The sequence below is a fragment of the Arthrobacter sp. FW306-07-I genome, assembly GCF_021800405.1.
Taxonomy (GTDB): domain Bacteria; phylum Actinomycetota; class Actinomycetes; order Actinomycetales; family Micrococcaceae; genus Arthrobacter.
In genome coordinates this window covers 72,119-94,721 of sequence record NZ_CP084551.1, presented here as the reverse complement: position 1 = coordinate 94,721, position 22,603 = coordinate 72,119, and the positions used below count along the sequence as shown (strand labels likewise).

General features: G+C 62.6%; 17 protein-coding genes. 9 read left to right on the top strand and 8 right to left on the bottom strand.

Annotated elements, in window-relative coordinates; translation table 11 throughout:
- Window positions 1-67 precede the first annotated feature (67 nt).
- Together LFT46_RS21110 and LFT46_RS21100 are read left to right on the top strand one after the other, a co-directional pair.
- Complete coding sequence (locus LFT46_RS21110) at window positions 68-892, top strand: alpha/beta fold hydrolase (protein WP_236822187.1); 825 nt, start codon at window positions 68-70, stop codon at window positions 890-892.
- 353 nt (window positions 893-1,245) lie between these two features.
- Window positions 1,246-1,389 (top strand): hypothetical protein, encoded by a 144-nt coding sequence (locus LFT46_RS21100; RefSeq protein ID WP_236822186.1) that lies wholly within the window; start codon window positions 1,246-1,248, stop codon window positions 1,387-1,389.
- Window positions 1,390-1,644: 255 nt separating this feature from the next.
- Here the strand turns inward: LFT46_RS21100 and xylB are convergent, their stop codons facing one another.
- On the bottom strand, window positions 1,645-3,045 hold the full coding sequence (gene xylB, locus LFT46_RS21095; RefSeq protein WP_236822185.1) for a xylulokinase: 1,401 nt from the start codon (window positions 3,043-3,045) through the stop codon (window positions 1,645-1,647).
- Window positions 3,042-3,992, bottom strand: a complete 951-nt coding sequence (locus tag LFT46_RS21090) for a sugar-binding transcriptional regulator (RefSeq protein WP_236822184.1) — start codon at window positions 3,990-3,992, stop codon at window positions 3,042-3,044. The genes xylB and LFT46_RS21090 overlap by 4 nt, the downstream gene beginning before the upstream one ends.
- 321 nt (window positions 3,993-4,313) lie before the next feature.
- Here LFT46_RS21090 and LFT46_RS21085 point away from each other — a divergent pair, with 321 nt between their 5' ends.
- The 7 genes from LFT46_RS21085 to LFT46_RS21055 all read left to right on the top strand — a co-directional run bounded on the left by LFT46_RS21085 (window position 4,314) and on the right by LFT46_RS21055 (window position 11,473).
- Window positions 4,314-5,666 (top strand): ABC transporter substrate-binding protein, encoded by a 1,353-nt coding sequence (locus LFT46_RS21085; RefSeq protein ID WP_236822183.1) that lies wholly within the window; start codon window positions 4,314-4,316, stop codon window positions 5,664-5,666.
- Between the two features lie 64 nt (window positions 5,667-5,730).
- Entirely contained in the window at window positions 5,731-6,699 is a 969-nt protein-coding gene (locus tag LFT46_RS21080; protein WP_236822182.1) for a carbohydrate ABC transporter permease, read from the top strand.
- A complete protein-coding gene (locus LFT46_RS21075) occupies window positions 6,696-7,613 on the top strand; it encodes a carbohydrate ABC transporter permease (RefSeq protein ID WP_236822181.1) in 918 nt (305 codons plus the stop codon). Before LFT46_RS21080 ends, LFT46_RS21075 begins: the two co-directional genes overlap by 4 nt.
- 32 nt (window positions 7,614-7,645) lie before the next feature.
- Window positions 7,646-8,704 carry an NAD(P)-dependent alcohol dehydrogenase gene (locus tag LFT46_RS21070; RefSeq protein ID WP_236822180.1) on the top strand — a complete coding sequence of 353 codons (1,059 nt, stop codon included), beginning with the start codon at window positions 7,646-7,648 and terminating at the stop codon, window positions 8,702-8,704.
- 68 nt (window positions 8,705-8,772) lie between these two features.
- Window positions 8,773-9,384 (top strand): nucleoside/nucleotide kinase family protein, encoded by a 612-nt coding sequence (locus LFT46_RS21065; RefSeq protein ID WP_442863704.1) that lies wholly within the window; start codon window positions 8,773-8,775, stop codon window positions 9,382-9,384.
- A gap of 221 nt (window positions 9,385-9,605) precedes the next feature.
- The gene (locus tag LFT46_RS21060) at window positions 9,606-11,084 is read left to right on the top strand and encodes a mannitol dehydrogenase family protein (RefSeq protein ID WP_236822178.1); all 1,479 of its coding nucleotides are present in this window, start codon (window positions 9,606-9,608) and stop codon (window positions 11,082-11,084) included.
- Between the two features lie 188 nt (window positions 11,085-11,272).
- Complete coding sequence (locus tag LFT46_RS21055) at window positions 11,273-11,473, top strand: hypothetical protein (protein WP_236822177.1); 201 nt, start codon at window positions 11,273-11,275, stop codon at window positions 11,471-11,473.
- A gap of 589 nt (window positions 11,474-12,062) precedes the next feature.
- Here the strand turns inward: LFT46_RS21055 and LFT46_RS21050 are convergent.
- The 6 genes from LFT46_RS21050 to LFT46_RS21025 form a co-directional block, all read right to left on the bottom strand.
- Complete coding sequence (locus tag LFT46_RS21050) at window positions 12,063-13,439, bottom strand: hypothetical protein (RefSeq protein WP_236822176.1); 1,377 nt, start codon at window positions 13,437-13,439, stop codon at window positions 12,063-12,065.
- Window positions 13,436-16,846 (bottom strand): serine/threonine-protein kinase, encoded by a 3,411-nt coding sequence (locus tag LFT46_RS21045; RefSeq protein ID WP_236822175.1) that lies wholly within the window; start codon window positions 16,844-16,846, stop codon window positions 13,436-13,438. The genes LFT46_RS21050 and LFT46_RS21045 overlap by 4 nt, the downstream gene beginning before the upstream one ends.
- A 427-nt stretch (window positions 16,847-17,273) precedes the next feature.
- Complete coding sequence (locus LFT46_RS21040) at window positions 17,274-17,696, bottom strand: DUF4913 domain-containing protein (protein WP_236822174.1); 423 nt, start codon at window positions 17,694-17,696, stop codon at window positions 17,274-17,276.
- On the bottom strand, window positions 17,689-19,458 hold the full coding sequence (locus tag LFT46_RS21035) for a type IV secretory system conjugative DNA transfer family protein (protein ID WP_236822173.1): 1,770 nt from the start codon (window positions 19,456-19,458) through the stop codon (window positions 17,689-17,691). The genes LFT46_RS21040 and LFT46_RS21035 overlap by 8 nt, the downstream gene beginning before the upstream one ends.
- Window positions 19,458-21,092, bottom strand: a complete 1,635-nt coding sequence (locus tag LFT46_RS21030; RefSeq protein ID WP_236822172.1) for an ATP/GTP-binding protein — start codon at window positions 21,090-21,092, stop codon at window positions 19,458-19,460. Before LFT46_RS21030 ends, LFT46_RS21035 begins: the two co-directional genes overlap by 1 nt.
- Window positions 21,092-22,603, bottom strand: a complete 1,512-nt coding sequence (locus LFT46_RS21025) for an SCO6880 family protein (RefSeq protein WP_236822171.1) — start codon at window positions 22,601-22,603, stop codon at window positions 21,092-21,094. The genes LFT46_RS21030 and LFT46_RS21025 overlap by 1 nt, the downstream gene beginning before the upstream one ends.

Genomic DNA, 22,603 nt, shown 5'->3' with positions numbered 1-22,603 from the left:
ATTCTCTATTTCCCGTGGATAGTCTGGGGCAGGACGCCAATTAGCGAGGGTCAGTGAGAACGTGAACGTGATCGAAGCAGCTGCTGCGGTAATCGGCCGGAACAATGTCACCATGTTCGGCCGGGATGATGGGCCTGTGATGATGTTTGCCCACGGTTTTGGCTGCGATCAGGCGATGTGGCGGAAGCTACTGCCCTATTTCGTTGATGATTACCGGCTGGTGCTTTTTGACCATGTTGGTGCAGGGCACTCGGACATCAGTGCCTATGACTGGGAGAAGTACGGAACCCTGGACGGGTACGCGTCGGACCTGCTGGAGATTTGCGCCGCTCTCGGCCTTGAGAACGTCATCCTGGTGGGCCATAGTGTCAGCACGATGATTGCCATGATCGCGGCAGTGCAGGACCCGGACCGTTTCTCCCACCTGGTCCTGCTTGCCCCTTCACCCCGTCATACGGATGACCCCTACGACGGCTACGTGGGCGGATTTTCGCGGGAAGACATCGAGGGCCTGCTGGCATCTCTAGACAGCAACTATTTCGCCTGGGCCGCGGCCGTAGCGCCCATGGTGATGGGCAACCAGCAGGAGCCGGAATTAGCGGAGGACCTGCGGGTGAGCTTCTGCCGGACAGATCCGTCCATCGCACGGCACTTCGCCGGGGTAACCTTCTTTTCCGACTCCCGCCCTGAACTGAAAAAGGTGCGCACCAACTGCCTGATTCTGCAGTGCTCGGACGATCGGCTTGCCCCGCCGGAAGTGGGCGCCTACCTGCACAAGAATGTGCAACACAGCACCCTGACGCAACTCCATGCCACCGGCCACTGCCCCCACCTCAGCGCTCCGGAGGAAACGGCCCGGGCGATTCTGCACTACCTCGACGCCCGCTCGTGACAGGTGCCCCCGGCCCACCCCCGCTCCACTTACGGGTGGGTACTCCCCCAGGGCCTAACGTCATGCTTTCCGTATAGGCGTCATCGCAGAATTCGAACGTTCCCTCATCAAAGAACACCGGAGGGAAGGGATCCCCCTGGCCACGGAGCGCTGCGCCTACAAGGGACCGGAACACCCATATGTCGGAACAGGTACGTCGGAACAGGCTGCAGAACTGGTAGAGCGCGCCGCAACCAGTTCCGAACGCCGTCCTTGCCTCAATGATCTGGGCTTTCCGGGCAGAGAACGCCAGCGGTTGGGCCGGCCGCGCGGTTCAGGTCCCACGGCAGCCCCAGCCGTCTAGGGTGAAAGATATGGAAAGGACCAAGTCCGGGGAACTGGAAGGGCAGAGATCGATCAACGAACTGCTCGACCAACCCATCGGTGACTCACCCGTTCAGTTGGGGCTGCCCATCCTCCTACATGTGAAGCCCGGCCAGTTCCGGCGACTCTCCTGACCCACCACGCCTTCCCACAGGTGCGGCAGCGCCTCGTCGGCTCCTCCAAGGAGGACCGGATCCAAAGATGAAATGTCCCTGAAGCCGAGGTTGGGCCGGTTGTGCACGCTGGCGGGCACGTGGAGCCCTCTGCACAGCTCATAGGCTGTCCCCCCTTGTGTACAACGCGCCCCGATCCTTGCTCCCGCCAAAACCGGCGATGGTCTCCATGCCAGCTCCAGGGAGCAGCTTCTATAGATCGAACTCAGAAGTAGCTCAGAGTCCGTAGACGTTTTTGCGTGTCTCGATGTAGCGTCCCCGGGCCTCGGAGCCCCAGTGTCCGTCGGGTTCGTAGGCCGCTTCAACGCTTCGGTGCCAGTCGGGAAGGCTTCCGGAGGCGGCCCATGCCGCTTGTCTAGCAGCCCCTAGCGCCACGTATTCTTTGGTTGTCGGGATCTCGACGGGCATCCCGAAAATGCTGGCTGCGGCCTGGCGCAGTGCCCTGGACTTCGATCCTCCGCCGATCAGCAGCACTTTATCCGGCGCCACACCGGACTGTTTAAGAATGTCGATGGCGTCGGCCAGTGAATTGAGTACACCCAGAACGGAGGCGCGGGCGAGGTTCTGCGGGGTCATGTTGCTTCTGCGCAGTCCGGTCAGGGATCCGGTCGCGTGGGGAAGGTTGGGGCTCCGCTCCCCGTCCAGATACGGAAGGAATGTCAGCCCTCCTGCGTCCGGGTCGGCGGCCATTGCGAGGGAATCAAGTGCCGACAGGTCTATGTCAAGCATTGAGGCGGTCGCGGTCATGACCCGGGCGGAATTGAGCATGGCCAGGAGGGGTAACTGGTTGCCCGTGGCGTCCGCGAAGCCGGCGACCGCCCCGGTCGGATCCGGGACGGCGGATGGTGTTGTGGTGAAGACGGTTCCGGAGGTTCCGATCGAGACGACGATTTCGCCGGGCCGGACGCCCAGTCCCAGGGCTGCTGCGGCGTTATCACCTGCACCTGCTCCCAGGAGCGCCCCGTCAATTCCCCACCCACTTTGCACGCTTCCGGCCGGTTCGTCAGAGGGCACTACCCGTGGAAGCTGAGGAACGCGTCCGAAGAAGCGTTCCAGCAGGTCGGTTCGGTAGGTGCTGGTCACGGCGGAATAGTAGCCGGTGCCCGAGGCGTCGCTTCGGTCGGTGGTGAACTCGCCGCCCAGAGCGCCGTTGAGCCAGTCATGAGGCAGCACTACTTGTGCGATCCGATTCGCAGCGTCCGGTTCGTTACGTGCCAGCCATGCCAGTTTGGTGATGGTGAACGAAGCGACAGGGACAAGGTTGACGGCGTCGACCCACCTTTCGGGTCCCAGTTCTTCCCGGAGCCGCTCCGCGTCTTCAGCGCTGCGGGTGTCATTCCACAGCAGAGCCTCATACACGGGTGTTCTGGAACTGTCGAGGGCGACCATTCCATGCTGCTGGGCGGCAACACTGACGGCAGCAACGGAACCACCCAGACGGTCCGCGCCGGCTGCCTGCCACGATTCACGCAGGGCGGATGTCCAGACTAGGGGGTGCACCGATGTGCGGTCGGGGTGCGGGGCCGCTGCCGAAGAGATGACGTCTCCGCTCTGTGCATCCACGGCGAGAACTTTGCAGGACTGGGTGGAGGAATCCACTCCGATGACCGTGCTCATTGGTTTTTCTCCTCATCTCTCATGTCATTGAGGGCTTTGGCCAGCGGCTCATCAATGATCAACGTGGTGACAAAGCCGGCCCTGGCCACGGCACGCACTGCCTCCGCCCTGGCTTCCCCCTGGGCGATGGCTATCACCTGGGGGGTGCGCTGCAGTTGCTTGATAGTGACGGCTATGATGCGCTCGTTCAGCCCGGATTCGACCGGGGCACCCGCTGAGTTAAGCAGCCGTCCCGAACATTCCGCTATGGCCCCGGCCAGCACCGCTTCCTCGCGCACTGCCGGGTCTGCCCTCTCCCATACCGTGGAGCTGCCGGCCTTCCAGGCGCCGATTGCCACGACGGCCAGGTCAAGGGAGTCAGCCTTGGCCAAGGCCCCGGCGATCTCCGGTTGGCGGCGCAGTCCCGATGCCGTCCTCGGATCCTCAACGACCAAGGGCGACCACAACGGCCAAGTGAGACCGCCGCTCAAATGCCCAAGCCGCTGAATCAGTTCCAGGGGATTGCTGTCTGCCTCGGCCGGGAGGGCACCAGCGAGCTGGACAATATCGCAGCGGGGAAGCTCCTTGACCAGCCGGGAGGCCACATCCAGGGTGCGGGACCAGGAGATGCCCAGGATCCCGCCGTCCGGCGCCTGACGGGAAATTTCCGAGGCAGCGACCTTCGCCAGGACACCGCGGGCCTGGATTTCCCCGCCTGTGGTATCAGCGACGATCACTTGGCCTATGCCTAGCGAGGACTCCAGGCGCCCCAGATCCGCACTGGAGAGATGGGAGGGGAAACGCACCTTGATCTCCACGATGCCGCTTTCCACAGCTTCATTGAGAAGCCGGGCGACCTGGAAGCGGGAGAGGGCATGGCCGGCCGCAATTTCGACCTTTGAACGGTTCTCCAGGTAGTACTCCCGCCCGATACACGCCAAAAGCTCCTCATGGGATTGTTCGGGCATCTGGGCACCTCCTTCACCATGTGAGCAGCAGCCTCTTGCTCACATGAGTATATATGACTAGAGTCACTTAACACATGAGCGATTCCGAGCCGCTCAGATGTGCGTATTGAGTGGGCAGTGATGCCCCGACATCCGGGGCTTGGAATCCACACAGAGGCGCCAGTTGCCGAGTGCGTGTGAGTGCAATGAAAGGTCCTGGAGGGAACTCCGGGTCTTTCTCTGCAGGATGAAGTCGTGCGGCCGGTATCAGTGGCGGCTCCGAACATCCAGGGAAGCAGACGCACAGCGGTATCCCGACCTCATAAGAACAAAGGAGTCCTAATGCGACCCAAGTCCCGTTTGGCCGCAGTCGCGGCCGGCGCTATTACTTTTACTCTGGCTTTGTCTGCTTGTTCGGGTGCCGGCGGCGGAAGCACGGCCGGAGACCAGAACAGCATCAATGTCCTGATGGTGAACAACCCTCAGATGGAGGACCTGCAGAAGCTCACGGCGGATAACTTCACCAAGGACACCGGGATCAAGGTCAACTACACGGTCCTGCCGGAGAACGATGTCCGGGCGAAGATCAGCCAGGAGTTCTCCAGCCAGGCCGGGCAGTACGACGTGGCGTCCCTGTCCAACTACGAGATCCCGTTCTACTCCGCCAACAAGTGGCTGGCCCCGTTGGATAACGTGGCGAAGGATGCCGCGTTCAACCAGTCAGACATTCTGCCGGCTTACACCGCGTCCCTGACCGGCAAAGACGGCAAGCTGTACGGCGAACCGTTCTACGGCGAGTCCTCCTTCCTGATGTACCGCAAGGACATCTTTGACGCCAAGGGCCTGACCATGCCGGCGAACCCCACCTGGGACCAGGTCGCCGACCTCGCGGCAAAAGCTGACGGTGCGGCTCCGGGGATGAAGGGTATCTGCCTGCGCGGCCAGCCCGGCTGGGGCCAGCTCTTCGCCCCACTGACCACCGTAGTGAACACCTTCGGGGGCACCTGGTTCGACAAGGACTGGAACGCCAAAGTCAACGCACCCGAATTCACCGCTGCCACCCAGTTCTACGTTGACCTCGTGAAGCAGCACGGTGAAGCAGGCGCCGCCCAGGCCGGATTCACCGAATGCCTGAACAACATGACCCAGAGCAAAACCGCCATGTGGTACGACGCCACCTCCGCCGCCGGTTCCCTCGAGGCGGACAACTCCCCGGTGAAGGGAAAGATCGGCTACGTCCAGGCTCCCGTGAAGGAAACCAAGTCCTCCGGCTGGCTCTGGACCTGGTCCTGGGGCGTGCAGGCAGCATCCAAGAAGCAGGACGCCGCGAGCAAGTTCATCGCCTGGGCCAGCTCGAAGAAGTACGAAGAACTCGTAGCGTCCAAGCTCGGCTGGGCCAAGGTCCCCTCGGGTAAGCGCATCTCCACCTACGAGAACGCGGATTTCCAGAAGTCCGCTCCGTTCTTCCAGGCCGAACGGACCGCGATTGAAAACGCGGATCCGAAGAACCCGGGCGTCCAGCCGCGGCCGGCCATCGGCGTTCAGTTCGTCGGCATCCCCGAGTTCGCCGACCTGGGCACCACGGTCTCTCAGGGCATAAGTTCGGCCATCGCAGGCCAAGGCTCCGTAGCTGATGCGCTGGCCAAGGGCCAGGACGCTGCCCAAAAAGTCGGCGACAAGTACAAAACCAAGTAACACCCCACCAACCGGTTCAGGGGCCCGCCTCCCCGGCGGGCCCCTGAACCGCAGGAGACCCATCATGACGACTGCAACAGCGCGCATTCCCCGCACCGGGCGCAGCGCCCCCAAACCTTCCAAAAACGCCAGGTCCCGCGAACGTGCCCTGGCCTGGGCCCGGCGTGCGCCCCTGCTGCCGGCCCTGATCTTCCTCATCATCGTCACCCAGCTGCCCTTCGTGGTGACCCTGATCATCTCGTTCCTGAACTGGAACAGCCTGCGCCCGGACGAGACTGGATTCGCGGGCTTCTCCAACTACGTCCAGGTCCTCACCGATCCGGACCTGCGCCAGGCCATTTTCACCACCATCATCCTGACCGTTTCCGTGGTCCTGGCCAGCCTGCTCATCGGGCTGGGCCTCGCGCTGCTGCTGGACAAAAAATTCATCGGCCGCGGCCTGGCCCGAACCCTGCTGATTGCCCCGTTCCTCGTGGTCCCCGTTGCCGCAGCCCTGATCTGGAAGCACGCGCTGCTGAACCCCACCTACGGGCTAATCAACGGCACCCTGACCTGGATCTGGTCCCTCTTCGGCAGCAACACCCCGCCCCAGCCGGACCTGCTCTCCCAGGCGCCGCTGGCCGCCGTCGTCCTCTCCTTGGTCTGGCAGTGGACACCGTTCATGATGCTCATCCTGCTCGCCGGCCTGCAGTCCCGGCCCATGGACACGGTGGAAGCAGCCCAGATGGACGGCGCCGCGCCTTGGGCGATCTTCCGGCACCTGACCCTGCCGCACCTTCGCCAGTACCTGGAACTGGGCGGCCTGCTCGGCGCGATCTACATTGTGCAGAACTTCGACGCGGTCTTCACCCTGACCTCCGGTGGCCTGGGCACCGCAAACCTGCCCTACGCCATTTACCAGACGTTCTACTTCGCCAACGAATACGGCCTGGCGTCTGCCGCCGGCGTCGTGGTGGTCATCGGCACCATCATCGTGGCCACCTTCGCACTCCGCACCGTCTTTTCGCTCTTCAAGAAGGAGGCAGCACGATGAGCACCCTCACACCCGCCGCACCCCGCCGCTCAGCCCCCGACACCACCGCCCTCAAGGCCGGTTCACGCCGACGCGGCAAGTCGCGGATGGACCCCACCCGCAACAACACCGCAGCCGGGCTCGCGGCCTGGCTCCTCGCCCTGCTCTTCGCGACACCGGTCCTGTGGATGATCCTGACGTCCTTCCACTCAGAAACGGACGCGGCCACCAACCCGCCATCCATCGCCGCGAACCTGACCCTTGACGCCTACGGCGAATTCTTCGGCGCCAGCTCCGGGGTCAGCCCATGGCCTCCGCTCATCAACTCCGCCACCTCCTCCATCCTCTCCACCGTTTTGGTCCTGGTCCTGGCCGTCCCTGCCGCCTACGCCCTGTCCATCCGGCCGGTGAAGAAGTGGACCGACGTCATGTTCTTCTTTCTGTCCACCAAGATGATGCCGGTGGTAGCCGCGATCCTGCCCCTGTTCCTCTTCGCAAAGACGGTGGGCGCCCTGGACAACATCTGGTTCCTGGTCCTGATGTACACCTCCATGAACCTGCCTATCGCGGTATGGATGATGCGCTCCTTCCTCGCCGAGGTTCCGGTGGAAATGCTGGAAGCGGCCCAGATCGACGGCGCCTCCCTGCTCTTGACCCTGCGCAAGGTCATCGCACCCGTAGCGATGCCCGGCATCGCCGCCACCGCCCTTATCTGCTTCATCTTCAGCTGGAACGAACTGCTCCTTGCCCGCGTCCTGACCGGCGTCATGGCAGGTACCGCACCGGTCTTCCTGACCGGGTTCGTCTCCAGCCAAGGCCTCTTCCTCGCCAAGGTCTGCGCGGCCGCCGTCGTCATTTCCCTGCCAGTGCTGTTCGCAGGCTTTGCGGCCCAGGACAAACTCGTCCAGGGCCTCTCCCTGGGCGCCGTCAAGTAACCTGCGAAGCCGCATTCGAAAGGATTTCCCCGATGACCGCAACAACCACACAATCACCTGCCGCCGACTCCGGACTGCCCGCCACCATGCGCGCCAACATCCTCAAGAGCCAGGGCGACATGTCCATGGAAACCCTGCCGCTCCCGCAGCTCGACGCGGACCAGGTCCTGGTGCAGGTCGCCGCCGTGGGCGTCTGCGGCAGCGACGTCCACTACTACGAGCACGGCCGCATCGGCCCCTACGTGGTGGACCACCCGCTGATCCTGGGCCACGAACTCTCCGGCCGGATCGCCGCCGTCGGCAGCGACGTCGACCCCGCCCGCATCGGCAACCGGGTCGCCGTCGAACCCCAACGCCCCTGCCGCACGTGCAAGCAGTGCAAGGCCGGCCGGTACAACCTGTGCCCGGACATCGAGTTCTACGCCACCCCGCCGATCGACGGCGCGTTCGCCGAGTACGTGACCATCCAGTCCGACTTCGCCTACGACATCCCGGACAGCGTCAGCGACGAGGCGGCCGCCCTGATCGAACCGCTCTCTGTGGGCCTGTGGGCGTGTGAACGCGCGGGAATCCGGCCCGGCAGCCGGGTGCTGATCGCCGGCGCCGGCCCCATCGGCATCATCGCGGCCCAAGCGGCCCGCGCCTTCGGCGCCACCGAGATCTACATCAGCGACATCGCCGAGGACCGGCTGGCCTTCGCCCTGGAACACGGGGCCACCCACGCCCTGAACGCGAAGACGGACAGCGCCGAAGGGCTCGACGTCGACGCCTTCATCGACGCCTCCGGCGCACCGCAGGCGGTCCGTTCAGGAATCAAAGCCGTCGCCCCCGCCGGCAGGGTCATCCTGGTCGGGCTGGGGGCCGACGACGTCGAGCTTCCCGTCTCCTACATCCAGAACCGCGAAATCTGGCTCTCCGGCGTCTTCCGCTACACCAACACCTGGCCCCTGGCCATCCAGCTCATCGCCGACGGCAAGGTGGACCTGGACGTCCTGGTCACCGGAAAGTTCCCCCTCGCCGACGCAGAACAGGCACTCAAGGCCGGCAAGCAGCCCGGCCAGCTCAAAGCCGTCGTCTACCCGGGACGCTGATGGGCCTGACGAATGCCGGGCAGCCGGGGACTGCGTTCCCAGGGATTGACGCCCTCAAGTCACCGGAGATGGAACGGGCCGTGGCGGAGCTCCGGCTCCGCCTCGCGGACGGGAACAGAATGCTGCTCGGTATCGTGGGAGCCCCCGGATCGGGTAAGTCCACCTTCTCCGCCTGCCTGCAGAAACATCTACCAGCCGGGTCCGCTGTCGTGGTGCCAATGGACGGCTTCCACCTGGGTAACGCCATCATCGACGGCACCCCACTCCGGGAACGCAAAGGCGCCATCGACACGTTCGACGTCGGAGGATACCTCTCCCTGCTGCAGCGCCTTTCACGAGCCGACGAACCGGTAGTCTATGCGCCCGATTTCCGGCGCACCATCGACGAACCTGTGGCCGCGTCCATTGAAGTGCCCGCAGCCGTGCCGCTCGTCATCACCGAGGGCAACTACCTCCTCGCTGAACTGCCCCCGTGGCCGCAGGTCCGGGCGCAGCTGGATGAGGTGTGGTTCCTGGATACACCCCGGCACCTACGCCTTTCCCGGCTCGTGGACAGGCACATCCTCTTCGGCAAAGACCGCCCCGGAGCGCAAGAATGGGCGGCCGGATCCGACGAAACCAACGCCCGGCTGATCGAATCCACCCGTCACGCAGCAGACCGGATCATCCCGTGGGCCTGACCCCTTGGACAAGCCAAGACGACAGCAAATGCCACTCACCTGAAGTCCGTTCGTCTTGCGTTCAGCGAAACGACGCCGCTGCTCCATCCCTGACACGTTCACCGCACTTCCTGCCCACCCCGGCAAGGCACGGAGCATTGGCTGGTTCCGTGAAAGAGAACCGCCCGCCATGGATCGGGGCTCCCCGTCAGTCGACCATCACATTCTGAAAGGCTAAACACATGCATTCACTCACCAGCTCAACTCTCCCGGAACTGCCCGCTGCTGTGGGAAAACCCTCTTATGACCGCTCAGCTTTGACGGCGGGAATTGTCCATTTCGGTGTCGGGGGCTTCCACCGCGCACACCAGGCCATGTATCTGGACCGCTTGATGAACGCCGGCCGCGCACTTGACTGGGCGATCTGCGGCGTCGGCGTACTGCCGGGAGACGCCCGTATGAAGCAGGTAATGGCCGCCCAGGACTGCCTCTACACCCTCGTGGTAAAAAACCCGGACGGCACCCGGGAGGCGCGGGTCATCGGCTCGATCATTGAATACCTTTTCGCCCCCGACGACCCCGAGGCTGTCATCGAAAAAATGGCCTCCGACACCATCCGCATCGTTTCGCTCACCGTGACAGAGGGCGGCTACAACTTCCACCACGTCACCGGGGAATTCAACACCGAGAACCCGGACGTCATCCACGACCTCCAACCCGGAGCCGCACCGCGAACAACCTTCGGGCTGGTCACCGAGGCCCTCGCCCGGCGGCGCGAACGGGGTCTGGAACCATTCACGGTAATGTCCTGTGACAACATCCAGGGCAACGGCGACGTCGCACGGAAAATGTTTACCGCCTTCGCATCCCTCAAAGACGCCGAGCTTGGCGGGTGGATCAAGAAAAACGTGCCTTTCCCCAACAGCATGGTCGACCGTATCACCCCCGTAACCACCGACGAGGACCGAGCCGCCATCGAGGACGACTTCGGGGTGAAAGACGCGTGGCCCGTGGTTTGTGAGCCCTTCGAACAATGGGTGCTCGAAGACCATTTCAACCTCGGCCGGCCGCCCTTCGAAGACGTCGGCGTCCAACTGGTGGAAGACGTGGAACCCTATGAGCTCATGAAGCTGCGCCTGCTCAACGCCAGCCACCAAGGCATGTGCTATTTCGGCTACCTCGCCGGCTACCGCTACGCCCATGAAGTCGCTCAGGACCCATTGTTCTCCCAGTTCCTGCTCGACTACATGGACAAGGAAGCCACGCCGACCCTGCACCCGGTCCCGGGGATCGACCTCGACGCCTACAAGCACACTCTCATCGAACGTTTCTCCAATGAATACGTCCGTGACACCCTGGCCAGGCTCTGCGCTGAAAGCTCAGACCGTATTCCCAAGTGGCTCCTGCCGGTAATCCGCATCAATCTGGCCAACAACGGCGAAATCCATCGCTCCACAGCCATCGTAGCCAGCTGGGCACGATACGACGAAGGCATCGACGAACAGGGCAACCCCATCGACGTGGTCGACCGCCTGAAAGACGCCCTGATGGCCGCCGCCGCCCGGCAACGCCAGGACCCGCTGTCCTTCATCTCGAACCGCGAAGTCTTCGGAGACCTCATCGACGATCAACGATTTGTCAGCGCCTACTCCGATGCACTGACCAGGCTCCATGACCACGGCACCAAAGACACCCTTCGATCCCTAAACCCCGGTCTCTAGCCCGACCAAAAACGTATCTCTGAACCGTTCCGGGTTTGATGCCGCTATCTTTTCCACTGAAGATAGCGGCATCAAACCCGGGACGATTCATGCTCAAGCTCAGGACCGCGCCTGAGCGAACCCGGCTAAAATACTCTCGTTGCGGGTGTCCGATCAGCTGGAGTGCCGCTAGCTGCGAAGGGAAGCCCATGTCAGACAATCTGCGGATCACCCCGGCCGAGCCGTTTCCGGAGGATCTTGGAACACTCAAAGACGAGAAACTGCAGGTTCTCGACAGCCAGGTCCAACGCCAACTAGACCACGAAATCGTGACCGGTGGCGAGTCTAACCCCGAAACCGAGTTCCGCCACTATGAGCTTGATACGGAGTTCGAGCAGCGCGAAAACTAAACCGCGACTCGCGCCCCCAAAGGACCGTTCTAGCATCGCGGTCCTGATGCACACGCCTTCATGGCTGTCGAAGAGTCGGAGCGCTTCGCCTCAAAGGGGCCCCCGCCGAGCTGCTGCAGCGACAGGACCTCAAACATTGCCTTTGATTCGCCGCCCTCAGCTACACGACCGCCCCGCTATCGCTCCTGTTCCCGCATGTCTCCAAACTGGTCCGAGAACACAGCTTCAGAAAGAACATCAAAATTGTTAACGCGGCGGAGAACGGCAGCGGCTACCTCAGCCAAGGAAGCTTTCACCGGGACCTTCGGCAAACAGGTCCACAGCTTCCTGACACCCGACACCCATATCGTCGTTTTATTTGGCTCCGAAAATGACATGGGCTACACCCCAACCTGACGTCAGCCAACAAGGAAAAGAGCGTCAGAATAGGGTCCAGAAGGCCGCTCGTGTACACTTTCGGCGGACAGTCTAAGATTCAAACCTGACAGTCGGCACCTCGGATGAGATTGCGCGCGCGACGTTGTAGTTTCCGGTAAACGAAACCCTTTCTGGCAGGCTCCTCCTTTTTGAGTTCCGTCCTGGCCCGTGATTACTTGGCGTCTTGCTGCAGAATCGTCACGTATTGTTTGTATGCCTTGTCGACTTCGCTAGGAATTTGAACAAGGGTGCCTTCTTCCATTCGAAAGGTGCGGTCCGGATCGCCCTTGAAGGACAGCCAGTTGAAGCTGGTATTGATCCATATGCCGTCATAGACAAGGATCTTGGCGTGGGTGTTCTTTAGCCGTACGAAATGGAATTTGCCGGGGTAGCGTTTCGACAGATTATGCAGTTTCCGCAGCGCCCAATCGTCTGAGTCGCGATCATCCGGACCGATTCCATGACCGATGTAGACCTCAACTCCAGCTCGAAGGCGACGCTCAAGTTTGGCGGCAAAGTCGGTGTTTACAACGCCACCTTTTACCCACGGCGAGATGATCAGAAGTCGTTTTTTGGCGGACTCTAGGGCCGCGGTCAAATGATCGGGGTGCTCGAAGACGCTCACACTGCGGACTGGCATTTCGGACACCTTCGGAGCCGCTTCAGCGCTAGACAGTTCTGCGCTCTCGACCTTGGGGGGCGAAGTGTCACTCAAGTGGGCCAAGACTTCGACTTGTTCGGCTGACACACGCAGCTTTTCTAGCGCGGGTTCAAGTCTTGGGCGAGGCTCGGCGTGGCCGACCTGGATGCCGAGCTTAGCCACCGCATCCATGGCTGCCAGCTCCAGACCATGCGCAGCCTGGAGCTCATTATCGATACAAAGGGCCAGTTCTACTTCCCCTGACTCAGGATTGCCGTAGACGAGAAGTTTGACAGGGAGGTAGAGAAACTGATTTTGGGAGGCAATTTTCCGGAGTCTGATGATCTCGATAAGCCGATTGCGGTCATCGCGACTACGAAAGATCTGGTTGAACCGTTCGACGGTCAGATCCGCCAATGTCACCCGAGAGTGTTTCTTGGCAGGCAGCAGGAGGTAGCCGAGGTCCTCGGCTTCCTTCTTACGCACCAAGGTGATCTGCGGATAGTTCTCGATGCTCCACGTCACGCGATCAAATGGGACAGGCAACTGCCGGAGCACCGGTTGAATGGCCGCTAGGCTTCGTGCAGTCTCCAAACCTTGGGCAGTCAGCGCCAGCCGACCAGACGAGCGCCGAATGTTGCCTTCGCTCACTTGCTCAGCGGTCGCATTGAGAACTTGTTCCCGTTCAAGTCCGAGCAGTTCGGCCAGCTCGTCGATATCCTCGACGCCTTCATGGATGAAGCGGATGATGAATTCGTCCAACAACGGAAGTTGCTTGCGCTCCTGGGCGAGTACATCGAGACGAAGTACCGTCACTGGCAGGGCGGCCTCGACGAGTCCAAGTAGCTCAAGACCCGGGCGCTGATTACCAAAGCGGCGGCGGATCTGTTCGGAAGCAGTGATGGTCATCGTTCAGCCATTCTGATTTCGCAATCCTCGTGGTTCATCTCTATATATGTGAGGACTTGGCGCAGTGCGCCGGTGGTTCCTTTGATGAATCCGGCGTCCCCGACTATCGTCAAGCCGAATCTTGCCCGTGATAGGGCCACATTGATACGGCGCCAATATTCAGCACCTAAGAACCCTAGGTGCCCGCCCGCATTACTGCGGGTGACTGACAGCAACGCGACATCGGATTCACGTCCTTGCACAGCATCGACCGACATGATGGTGACGTTTAGATGAGTGAGACGACTCAATATTGGAGCAACTTGCACCTTCAACTCGGTGACTTGGCTGACGTAAGGCGCAATAACGAGCACCTCCAGGGGTTTGCCCTCTTGGGGAAGCTTGACGACTTGATGGTCAATTGCCTTGTTGAGGATTCTCAAGCGATCAATCAGTACCCGCACCTCAGTGCGGTTGGCATAGCTCGTCGCTTTACCTTGAGGTGCTGACTCTCGCCGTGAATCTCCCAAGCCTGAGGTGTCTACCCACATGACCGGCTTGCCATAGCCGAGTTCGTAACCGTCCAGCCCATCCTCACGAGTTGACCTGAGCTTTTCATCGTAGAAGCAGGATGAGATGAGATCACCAATGGGGCGAATCATGCGGTATTGCTGACTTAGCATCATCTGAGAATGAGCGGGCAGCTTATCCGCCAACCGCTGGAAGAGGGTCTCCTTGATGTCCTCCTCTGCGAGTTGTTGCTCATTCAGGAGCTCTTGGCTCCGAAGCAGTTCTTCATCGGTCGGCGGTAGCTGCTTCGTGTCCCCGACGAAAACCCAACGGTTAGCTCGAGATACAGGCACAAGGGCTTCGGTCAGGGTGGCGCGCGAGGCTTCATCAACGATGCATAGGTCAATATCGAGGTGTCGAACGGCCGGATGGCGTAGAAAACCTGTGCATGTGCCTGCAATAACGCTGGTTTGGTCGAGGAAGGTTGTGGCGAGGCGTTCGTCAGATGCTATGCGTTGCAGCCACTGGCCTTGAAGCCGTAGGCGGGCCAGGAGCGCCCGCTCAGCATCACCGTCACCAACAAGAAGTTCGACGGCGTTGAGCGCATCCTGACTTGTCATGTTGCGTGAGAGAGTGAGATCACTGGCCAACAATGTCTGGGCCTCCTCGATTAGCTCATCACGCAAATCAATGAGCGCGTCGACTCGCTCTTGAGCGGACGACGTCGACTCGCTTGATCCCAGAGCTGTTGTCAGCTCCGTTTCCTCGGTCTCCTGCCGAGAGTCGATGAGCGCCCGAGACTGCAGCATGGTGATTTCATTGACGGTGCCTGCGAGTTGCTGTAGCGCAAGGGCTGCACGAAGGTGGGCGCTGGGAATGCCGGCAGCCTCAGCGCGAGCCCCTAGCTGTGCTTCTGCCCGCTTTCGGACCAGCTGAGCCCATCGCTTCATTTGGGCTTCCAGTAGCAGGTGGCGCACTGAGTCGCTGACTCGAGTCACGTCTGCACTGGCGAGTCGGACAAGATTGGAAAAACCACCTGCGTCGAGCTTCTCCAACGCATTGTCCACCGCGACATTGGTCTGTGAGGCTATCAATATCCGGGCGTCAGGTTTCGCTAGCAGAGTTTGCTCAACAAGTTCGGCAATAAAACTTGTTTTGCCCGTGCCCGGTGGACCTTGGACGAGGAATAGGTCGGAGGTGCCAAGCGCATTGCTCACAGCCTGTTGCTTGCTGCTATCAAGGTCACGGCTCCAGTGAGTAATCTCTGCTTGGCTGGGTTCTTCGGCGCCCTCTGGGCGCAGCAACAAGTCCCGCAACTCTGGACGGGCAGCTGCTCCGTTCTTAACAGCAATAACTGCCTCGCGTTGCCTTCCAATAGCAATTTCGTCCGGGCCGATATGCGGGATAAGTTGCCCACGATCGGGCAAGCTGCCCCAACGATTGCCTAGGATGACGACCTTATCGCCGTCATGGTCAATGACTTCACCCCAGCCGAAGCGTCGTTCGCTGTGCTGGTCCTTAACTCGCCACTCAGTGTTAACGAGATCTTGTTCCACCGGATCGACGAGGGTGAAAGTCGCCTCGCGTCCCCTAGTTTTGCATTTGGTGTATGGGATCGGTTTCTTTTCGCCCCGGGCAAGCTCTTCGCGGGCATTGAGGACCCGAAGCCAGGTATCGAACAGGTCATCGCCCTCACGGTCTACCGCTCCGGCAGCGATGCTGTCAGCTTGCTCAGTGTAAAAATCATCAAGTGCGTCGATCAGTTCGCCGACTGCCTCCCTGGCACCAGTGAGGTTGGTGGGCCGGTAGAAAGACCATTCATACCGGCGGGAGAGCAGGAGTGCTCGGCGCCGGAAACGCTCCAGCTCGTCGAACTCAAGCTTTTTAGCGGACACTAACACCGCGCCCTCGCCATCTGGCTTGATGTGAAAGCGCCAGGTCTCACCCACTAGAAAGATGGAGTCACGTTGTTGCTCGCCGGAGTCTCGGTCCAAGAAGAAGGCCGCGTAGACCTCGCCGGCTAGGTCAGCTTGAGCGATCGCTTGTGCCTCTTGGCGCTTGTCCCTATGCCCGGCAAGGGCGGTGGCAGCGCTGCCCTGCATCCTTAACCAGATGCACTTGCTGGAAGCCGCCGTGGTCACACGGCGCTTCTGTGCAGTCGCCAAAAGGCCCAGTAGATCACTGGCATTCTTTGGACGGTCGTTTGGATCCGTGGCAATACAAGCGTTTAGGATCTTGCGAATCGCCGGCGGTATATCGACGCCCTGTACGGCGTGCTCAACGTCCGCCAGGGAAGTTAGCTGGTTACTGCTTAAGCACTGCAGTAGGAGAACACCAATAGAGTAGACGTCGCGGACATACCGAGCGTCGGCGTTCAGCTCCGGCGGGGCGTAGGGACGGGAGTGCCAGTCCGCCACGGTATTGGTGGTTTCCTCCTCGTCGCCGCGGATCTTGGCGATGCCGAAGTCGGCCAGCATGGGTACTCCGCTGGAGGATATGAGTACGTTTTTGGGCTTGATGTCTCGGTGCTCCACCTGCTTTAGGTGCGTGTAGGCCAAAGCTTCCACTAGGGGCAAAGCGAGCTCGGTATAAAGGCGGTCCCACGAGGTCCAAGGACCCGTCTCCTTGAGAACGTCGTCGAGGTTGCGTTCAACCCAGTCCAAAACAATGTAATAGTTGCCCGTCTCGTCAATTCCCGAACCTCGGTAAGGCACGATATTGGGGTGAGTGAGCTCCCCGAGTGTCTTTGTTTCCCGTCGAAAAACCCTAAGGCTCAGCTCATCGGACTGGCTATTAACAAACTTAACAGCCACAAATGATGCGTCGCGTCGATCAATACCCTTGCGAACTACCCCAAAGTTTCCGCTTCGGGAACCAACGTCGAGCAGGGTGAAGTGCCCCCCAACTTCATCCGCCAAAATCTCTCCTCGATGTAAATGGCGGCGTCTCCAGCGGCGCCGCCAGCAGCAATCTTCCCATGAGGGCCAGACACTAGCGTGAAAATAGGTTCCGCCACACCGGAACAAGCCAAGCCGTTTAAATCGGCTTTCTGGGAAGGACCATACTGTAGAGCTTTTGGCGTGTTGGCTGCTCGATAGCCACTGACGGATGCATCAGTTGATGGGGTCTTCGGTGGAGCGCAGGAGGCTTATGTGGCGGTTGGCCGCGGTCTGGGCGCTCAGTAGCTTGCCCCCAGCCGGGGACAATCCTGAGGGGTTATCCACCGCTACGGCTGCTGAGGGAGCTTTCCTAATGGCTCCCGATTCCAGCCGTGGATAACCCGGATTGACCCCAACTGTGGACAGCCCGGGTGGTCACCTTGAGCGTTGCTTAACGACATCCGCCTCAGAACAGCCCTGTGGGCGGTTCCTCGCAGGGTAGAGGAGCGAGTTTGGCACGGTGACCGTCGTCCGGGTTGCAGCCCTTGAATGGCCCATCGGTTGAGAGGAGAACGGACATGTGGTGGTCTGCGTGGTCGCGCCACCAGACGCTCATCCCCGTGGTACCGTCCAGGCGCAGGAATTCCCATGCCCGCCAGAGTGCTTCGAGGCGGCTGATCGCTTCGGCGTGTTTCCACCACTGCGGGCACCAGGTCACACCGCCCTGGACGTTGAGCTGCCGTCGGTAGCTGGTGGCCAGCTTGCCGCTGACGAAGTCGGCGACGGTTGGGTAGAACAGCTCAGGAGCGTCCGAGTCCTCCTCGCCCGGCTCCGTCGGGACCGGGGGGTCCTCCAGCTCGTCGTCCCACTCCCCCAGGCCCTCACTCATGAGAGGCACCCGCAGCGATCCACCGGTTCCCGGCCGCTGGCGTCGGCTTGTTCGCGGGGTCGTGCGCGGCGATGGATGCCCGCACCGCTTCGGCGTGCGGGCCGCTCATCCAGGGCACAGTTTCCAGCAGCGCAGCGGGGGCGCCGGAGGCGAACATGATGGCTCGGCCGCGAGGAAACGCGGCGAGGTCTGAGACGTCCAGGGTGCGTTCCTTGCGGTCGTCGTCGTGGCTGTAGGAGGTGCCCTGTTTGGAGCGGCTGCGGGTGGTGTTGGAGTAGCGGTACTCCCCCACGAGCTGGGCGAGTTCGTTCAGGAATTCGGCTTCGGCGACGCCGCCGCCGTAGACCTTGATGTTGGAGGCTGACCAGAGTTTGCGCATCCCGTCGCGGCCCCAGACTTCCACGCCTTGGGACCAGGACTGGAGGATGGTCATCAGGACGATGCCTCGGGATCCGTAGTGGCTGTACAGGTTGGGGAGTTCCCGCCAGCGGCAGACGTTGGCCGCTTCGTCCAGAACACCAACCATCGGAGTGGCCAGCCGGCCACCGGGCGAATGGACAGCGAGTTCTTCTGCGGCTTCGACGGTCGCGACGGTCAGCGCCGTCACGAGTGGGCCCGCGGTGCCTTTGCCTTCCTTGGAGAGGCTGTACAGGGTGCCCTTGGACCGGACGAACTCTGCCGGATCGAACTGAGGCCGCTCGTCGTTTTCGCCCTGCGGAGTCACCCACCGGGCGACCTGGCGGTTGGTGAGGCACGACGCCATTTGCAGCGCTGTGCCGTAGACGCCGCCGCGCTGCTTCTCCGGTGCGTTGATGACGCCGCCGACAGCGTTGGAGGTCTGGAGGAATCCGTGGGTCTTGAGAATGTCCACCGCTTCGTCGTCCGCCGGCCTGGTCAGCCAGGTATGAACCTGCGTGATCGGCCGGCCGTCGAGAGCCGCCGCGAGCAGGAGGCCGGCCAGGAGATCCTGGCCGGCAGGATCGAAATAGGCATCCGTTTTGGCATCCGGGCCGCGGGAGCCGGCGGCGAAGTGGTCAGCCAGGCGGGCCGCCCGCACTTCGTCCGTGACGTAGGACAGGGGGTTCCACCACCAGGTGGGTTCCTCGAGGGCGACGGCCTGGGGATCGAAGACCCATACCGGCCCATCGGCGGCCCGGACGTCGCGCGTGCCGTCAACGATGTCCCGCTTGTTTGAGGTCACCAGGGCAGCGCCCGGAGCGGCCAGGATGGCCGGGATGGCCCGGGATGTCGTTTTACCGGTCCGAGGCCCCCAGATGTCCATGTGCATGTCTTCCCAGGAGCCGTAGACCATTTGCCCACCCAGGACCGTTTTGCCGATCGGGACACCGGGCGATCCCTTGACGCCCAGGCGCTCCGCGGTCGCCGTGGCCCCTCGCAGGCTCAGTGCCCGCAGATCCTTGCCCTTGGCCATGTGCTGGGCGGCGACGTCCACGCGGGAACGTCTGGACCGTCGACGCAGCACCCCGCGGACCACGAGCACGGCCAGGACGATGATGAGGACGCCGAAGCCGGCCAGGACCCAGGTGGCGGCCGCCGGCCAGGTGACCTTGTGTGAGATCAGGCCGAAGACCAGTTCAAACGGGTTCGCCGGGAGTTTCTGGCCGTCATTGGACAGCATCGACCCCAGATGCACGGCGCCGGTCACCGACCCGACTCCCAGCACCACTAGGGTGATGAAGATCCAGAGCAGGATCGTCTCCGCGGTGAGCCCGGATCGCTTGCCGCTGTTTGGTGCACCCATCAGTTTTCCCCTTCCCCGTGGGTTGTCTTCCAGCGTTTGTTTGTGTCGTGGAGCGATTTTTCGACAATGGTTAGCTTCAGGGCCACGGGAACTCCTGGCCGGCCGCCGACTTTGAAGAGGAACTTTCCCAGGCCGGGACGGACGCGCTTGCGCGAGCCGCCGATGTCCGTCCACGACCCGGGATCGGCCCAGGAGATGAGACGGGCCTGCTCGGCCCGGGAGAGCGTGACGGCTTTGTTCAGCTTCTCCATCTCGCCGCCAGGCAGGGCACCGCAGACGACCATGCCGGAGCGTTCGACGAAGCCACGGGCCTTCATCCGCTCGGATTCGGTGGGCAGGGCTTCAAGGTCACTCATGGTGTGCGTGATCATCGCCTGCCCCACGCCCTCGGTACGGTTCAACCGGGTCAGCGAGTCGACCCGGTCCACCATGCCTTCACCGGAGCGCAGGGCCCGCCAGAGTTCGTCCATGACGACAAAGTAGTTACGGCGCGGCTCCAGGCCGGCGTCGGCCAGGGTGTGGGCCACCTGGACGGTCGCGAACCCGGTTGACCAGCAGGCCAGCAGGCAGGCCGCCTGGATGTCGCGCTGGGTGTCGGAGATCCCGGAGAGGTCGAAGACCACGGGTTTGGTCAGGTCCATCGGCTGGTCGGTGGGCTGGGAGAACATGTCCGAGAAGCGGCCCGACCCGTCCAGGGAGTACAGCGACTGGCGCAGCTGGTCGGTCGCGTCGAGGTAGCGGCTCATGTCTCCACGGTCCAGGGCGATGGCCCGCAGTTCGTCGGGGGCGTCTTTGATGACCTCGATCAGATCCCCGATCAGGGGAACCCGGTCCAGGCGCTCGTCCAGGATGTGCAGCGCCCGGTCGATCAGGGATTCCTCATGGGCGCTGGGCTTGGCGTTACGGACGATGGTGATCAGCGCCGTGATCATGTTCAGGCGCCGGTTGTGCGAGTCGGCCATCAGCTGTTCGGCCAGCTTCTCCGCCTTCACAGCGGCAGCCAGCAGCTGAGTGGCCGCGGCCTGCTCGCTATCTGGATCGTTCAGGGCCCGGTTGGCGTTGGCCCGGTGTTCCTCGGCGAAGGCGAGCAGCCTGACGGCGGCACCGGTGGCCTCGCCGGGGTCCAGGACGTTCAGGTGCCCGCGCCCGGGCCCCAGGCTGATGACCTGCCCGCCGAGGGCTTCGATCAGGTCAACGTAGTCCGGTTTCAGGTCACCGAGGATCAACGGGTTGATACCGCGCCCTGCCAGACCGAGGACGATGTGCCTCACGAGGGTGGACTTGCCGTAGTGCGGCAGGCCGAGGACAAACATGGAGGGGTTGTTGATCATGCCGTGCATGAACCAGCTGATCGGATCGGCGCCGAAGGGCGCCCCGGTGTCGGTGTGCACGCCGATCGGCACCCCGAGGATCGGGGTGCCGGACCCTCCCACGAACGGCCAGAGACCGCAGACCTGGACCGAGGTGCCGCGCCATTCGTCCGCGGCGGTGACGTAGACGGCTTCGCCCTGCCCGCGGCCGCGCCAGCCGCGCAGGCCCGGGCGGCGCGCGACCGCGGCCGCGAGCTTCGTGGCAGGGGTCTTTTTGGTGGCAGGGGCTTGTGTGCGGTGGTGTTTGGTCTTGCTGCCGAACATCACATGGCCTCGCGGATCTCTTCGGGGACCTTCAAGTGCTTGGGCAGGACCAGGCCCAGCGGCAGGGATGCGGCAAAGGCAGAATCCTGGGAGCCGTACGCGCGGCGCAACAGCAGACGTGCCGAGGGGCCCAGGTTGCCCTCGACCACGGCCACGGCGTCATCGAGGTCACGGGAGGACAGCACGGTGGCGGTGACGACCATGCCGAAGTTGACCAGCCCGGCGCCCTTGGCTTCCTCGGCTGCGGTGGCCTGCGCCGCACGTGCGTCGACGAGGGCGCGGGCGGTGGGCCGGTTCGTTGAGGAGGCCCGGGTGAGGGCGTTGGTCTGGTCGGATTCGACGATGGCGGCCGCGCGGCCGGCTTCGATCGGCCGGTACAGCAAGGTGACGCGCTTGCGGGCAATCTCCCCGTGCGGGGCGACCAGGCGGGCCAGCGCTGATGCGAGGATGTGGCCGCGGGGTGCCCCGGTCATCGACCAGGACACCGAGTGCCCGGAATCGTGGCGGTAGCCGTCCCAGTCAGCCTGATGGGCCGAGGGTCCGACGTCGCCCCAGTCCAGGTCCACGGGTCTGCCTTGGTAGTGGGCTTCGTCAATGAGCCTCGCCGCTGCAGGGTCGTATGCGACCCGTACGAGCTCGCACAGTTCCTGGGCGTTCAACGGTGCGCATGCCCCGGCACCGGTGGATTCCAGGCGCTCGGTCAGGCTGGGAAGCCGCGAGGCGAGATCCCGTGCGATCTCGTCGGCGGTGCGCCGCTTGCCGCCTGCCCGGGCAGCGGCGCTGAACGTCAGCGCGACCCACGCCCGGATTGTGGCCGATCCCTGCGGGTAGGTCTCCAGCGCTTCCCGGAGCATGGCTTTCGCGATGGCGGGGGCGTCGTCGTGGATGTTGGATTCAACTTCCCTGCGGAGCCGGGCCCCGGAATCGGGTGCGGTTTCGACCGTGACCGATGCGGCCACAACGGCCGGTTCGTTCGACAGCGACGCCAGCCAGCCGCCCCAGTTCGCCACCCAGGCATCAATCTGCTCAGGATCGACCAGTGACGCACCGTCGGGCTGGGTGCCGAAGACAACGGTGTAGTGAGCGGTGGAGGGAAGGTGAATCAGCGCGAACGGGCGGCCATAGGAGTCCGTGAACTCGTACAGCTTGGACCCGGCAGAGATTCCCGGCAGCTGGAACTCGCCCCACGGCGTGAGCCCCAGCGGGCCGGAGCGGTAGATGTTGGCCTTCCTGCGCCGTGCCGAGCGGAACGCCAGCCGGGCGAAGACCCGCTCCCCTACGGACTTGTTGTGCTTGTCGGTCACCGAGACGACGGCCAGGACCACACCAAGGATGAGCAGCGAGACGAGCCCTGGGAGCCAGCCGCCGACGAAGAGACAGATCACCGTGATGATCAGGCCAACAAACAATCCGGCGGTGGCAAGGCCGCCCAGCGTGCCGATGCCTGCCTTTCGCGGGCGCCGCCAGTTGCCGTAGGTCGGTTCCCTGTAGGTGTTTTCGATAGCTGCCAC

Coding starts and splice junctions, on each gene's coding strand:
- LFT46_RS21060 (WP_236822178.1), top strand. CDS start 9,606: ATGCATTCACTCACCAGCTCAACTCTCCCGGAACTGCCCGCTGCTGTG.
- LFT46_RS21070 (WP_236822180.1), top strand. CDS start 7,646: ATGACCGCAACAACCACACAATCACCTGCCGCCGACTCCGGACTGCCC.
- LFT46_RS21050 (WP_236822176.1), bottom strand. CDS start 13,439: ATGACCATCACTGCTTCCGAACAGATCCGCCGCCGCTTTGGTAATCAG.
- LFT46_RS21055 (WP_236822177.1), top strand. CDS start 11,273: ATGTCAGACAATCTGCGGATCACCCCGGCCGAGCCGTTTCCGGAGGAT.
- LFT46_RS21085 (WP_236822183.1), top strand. CDS start 4,314: ATGCGACCCAAGTCCCGTTTGGCCGCAGTCGCGGCCGGCGCTATTACT.
- LFT46_RS21030 (WP_236822172.1), bottom strand. CDS start 21,092: ATGTTCGGCAGCAAGACCAAACACCACCGCACACAAGCCCCTGCCACC.
- LFT46_RS21040 (WP_236822174.1), bottom strand. CDS start 17,696: ATGAGTGAGGGCCTGGGGGAGTGGGACGACGAGCTGGAGGACCCCCCG.
- LFT46_RS21100 (WP_236822186.1), top strand. CDS start 1,246: ATGGAAAGGACCAAGTCCGGGGAACTGGAAGGGCAGAGATCGATCAAC.
- LFT46_RS21090 (WP_236822184.1), bottom strand. CDS start 3,992: ATGCCCGAACAATCCCATGAGGAGCTTTTGGCGTGTATCGGGCGGGAG.
- LFT46_RS21065 (WP_442863704.1), top strand. CDS start 8,773: ATGGAACGGGCCGTGGCGGAGCTCCGGCTCCGCCTCGCGGACGGGAAC.
- LFT46_RS21080 (WP_236822182.1), top strand. CDS start 5,731: ATGACGACTGCAACAGCGCGCATTCCCCGCACCGGGCGCAGCGCCCCC.
- xylB (WP_236822185.1), bottom strand. CDS start 3,045: ATGAGCACGGTCATCGGAGTGGATTCCTCCACCCAGTCCTGCAAAGTT.
- LFT46_RS21075 (WP_236822181.1), top strand. CDS start 6,696: ATGAGCACCCTCACACCCGCCGCACCCCGCCGCTCAGCCCCCGACACC.
- LFT46_RS21035 (WP_236822173.1), bottom strand. CDS start 19,458: ATGGGTGCACCAAACAGCGGCAAGCGATCCGGGCTCACCGCGGAGACG.